Source organism: Burkholderia sp. ABCPW 14, from assembly GCF_001523835.1.
Lineage (GTDB): Bacteria > Pseudomonadota > Gammaproteobacteria > Burkholderiales > Burkholderiaceae > Burkholderia > Burkholderia mayonis.
On sequence record NZ_LOVS01000094.1, the window covers coordinates 1 to 2,167 of the forward strand.

Below are 2,167 nucleotides of genomic sequence, written 5' to 3' on the forward strand. Positions count from 1 at the left end.
CTTCAGATTGATCTGCTCGCGCAGCGGTTGGCGGAAGAAATCTCCCTCTGTCACCGGCAACTTCGGACCCATCCACACCTCGTCAGGATTTGCAGGATTCACGCGTCAATATGCCTGCTTCCTGCAATTCCAACAACACCGTTTCGGCATCACAGCCTTTCCGTATAAGCCGTCCAGGATTGTTCAGGTTCGACTCATTACAGCTTGACTTAATTGTTCTTACGATTGCCGCGCACGGCCAGCCGAGCATATTCATGCCCAACGGAGAACGAATCCTACCGGCCTCATTCCGCACAAACCATTGCCCACAATGGTTTCCAGTCATTTTTGTCGGCGCAGGACATAATCCTGCCTCCCTCCGCGGCGACCCATCTTGGTCATTCGTAAAAATCGGAAATTATTCCATTAACGATGATTGACACTAAAAATACGTATTTTTGACATTTCTTATCAGTTCCCTTAATCACCTCACAAATAGAATCGCCGCAAGGCTGAATTCTTAAGCGATCGAAGTGTGTTCGAGCTTCCCGGATAGTTCGGTGAGCCAGTCAGCCGGCAGAGATCGTCAGACAAAACAACGGTGCGCATTCGACCAATCGATCCGGTGAAAAGGGAGCGGGGATGAACAAGATCTATAAGACCATTTGGTGTGAAACCACGCAGAGCTGGGTGGCGGTGTCCGAACACGCGAATGGGAAGCGCGGCGGCACGGCATCGGCCGTCTCGACGTCTTCGTCGCTCGGCGTCTGGACGCGGCTGCGCGGGATCTCGCTCGCGGCCGCAGCGGCGATCGGCTTCGCTTTCTTCGGAACGCCGGACGCACTCGCGCAATCGAACTCCGCGATGTGCGCGAACTACTACAACGGCTTGACCACGTCCTACACCGGATACGGGGCCAGCGCCTCCCTCCTCTCGCCTTGCACGAACGGAATCGGATCGTGGACGGGCGGCGTCACGCCCGGCATGTCGAGCGACTGGATCGGCCTGACCGCCAACGACACGCAGATCGTCCTGAACGGCAGCACCGGCAACATCTACTTCCGCACGGGCGGCACGAACGGCAACACGTTGACGATGAGCAACGTCGCGGGCTCGGGGCCGACGGGCGGCGTCCTGCTGTCGGGCGTGGCGGCGGGCGCCGTCACGGCGACCAGCTCGCAGGCGATCAACGGCAGCCAGCTCTACTCGCTGTCGACGTCGGCTTCGACGGGCATCAGCTCGCTGTCGAGCAGCATGTCGTCCTTCAACAGTTCGATTTCGTCGCTGTCCACCGGACTTTCGTCGACGAACAGCAGCGTCGCTTCGCTGTCGACTTCGACTTCGACCGGCATCGGCTCGCTGTCCACTGGACTGAGCACCACCAACAGCAATGTCGCTTCGCTGTCGACCTCCACGTCGACGGGGCTTTCGTCGGCCAATAGCTCCATCGCTTCGTTGTCCACGTCGACCTCGACCGGTATCGGCTCGCTTTCGAGCGGCCTGAGCACCACCAACAGCAATGTCGCTTCGTTGTCGACCTCGACTTCGACCGGCATCAGCTCGCTGTCCACCGGATTGAGCACCACCAACAGCAACGTCACCTCGCTGTCGACTTCGACATCGACCGGCCTCTCGTCGGCCAACAGCTCCATCGCTTCGCTGTCCACCTCGACTTCGACCGGCATCGGTTCGCTGTCCACCGGATTGAGCACCACCAACAGCAACGTCACCTCGCTGTCGACTTCGACATCGACCGGCCTCTCGTCGGCCAACAGTTCCATCGCTTCGTTGTCCACCTCGACTTCGACCGGCATCGGTTCGCTGTCCACCGGACTGAGTACGACCAACAGCAACGTTGCGTCGCTGTCGACCTCTACGTCGACGGGGCTTTCGTCGGCCAATAGCTCCATCTCGTCGCTGTCCACCTCGACTTCTACCGGCATCGGCTCGCTGTCCACTGGACTGAGCACCACCAACAGCAATGTCGCCTCGCTGTCGACCTCCACGTCGACGGAGCTTTCGTCGGCCAATAGCTCGATCACTTCGTTGTCCACGTCGACCTCGACCGGCATCGGCTCGCTTTCGAGCGGCCTGAGCACCACCAACAGCAACGTCACCTCGCTGTCGACTTCGACATCGACCGGTCTCTCGTCGGCCAATAGCTCGATCGCTTCGTTGTCCACCTCGA

The 2,167-nt window shown here is 59.3% G+C and carries 1 protein-coding gene; it reads left to right on the forward strand.

All coding sequences use genetic code 11. The features are described from left to right. Positions 1-621: 621 nt before the first annotated feature. Positions 622-2,167, forward strand: a 1,546-nt coding sequence (locus WS62_RS33625; RefSeq protein ID WP_197422836.1) for an ESPR domain-containing protein, incomplete at its 3' end; no start/stop codon positions are given.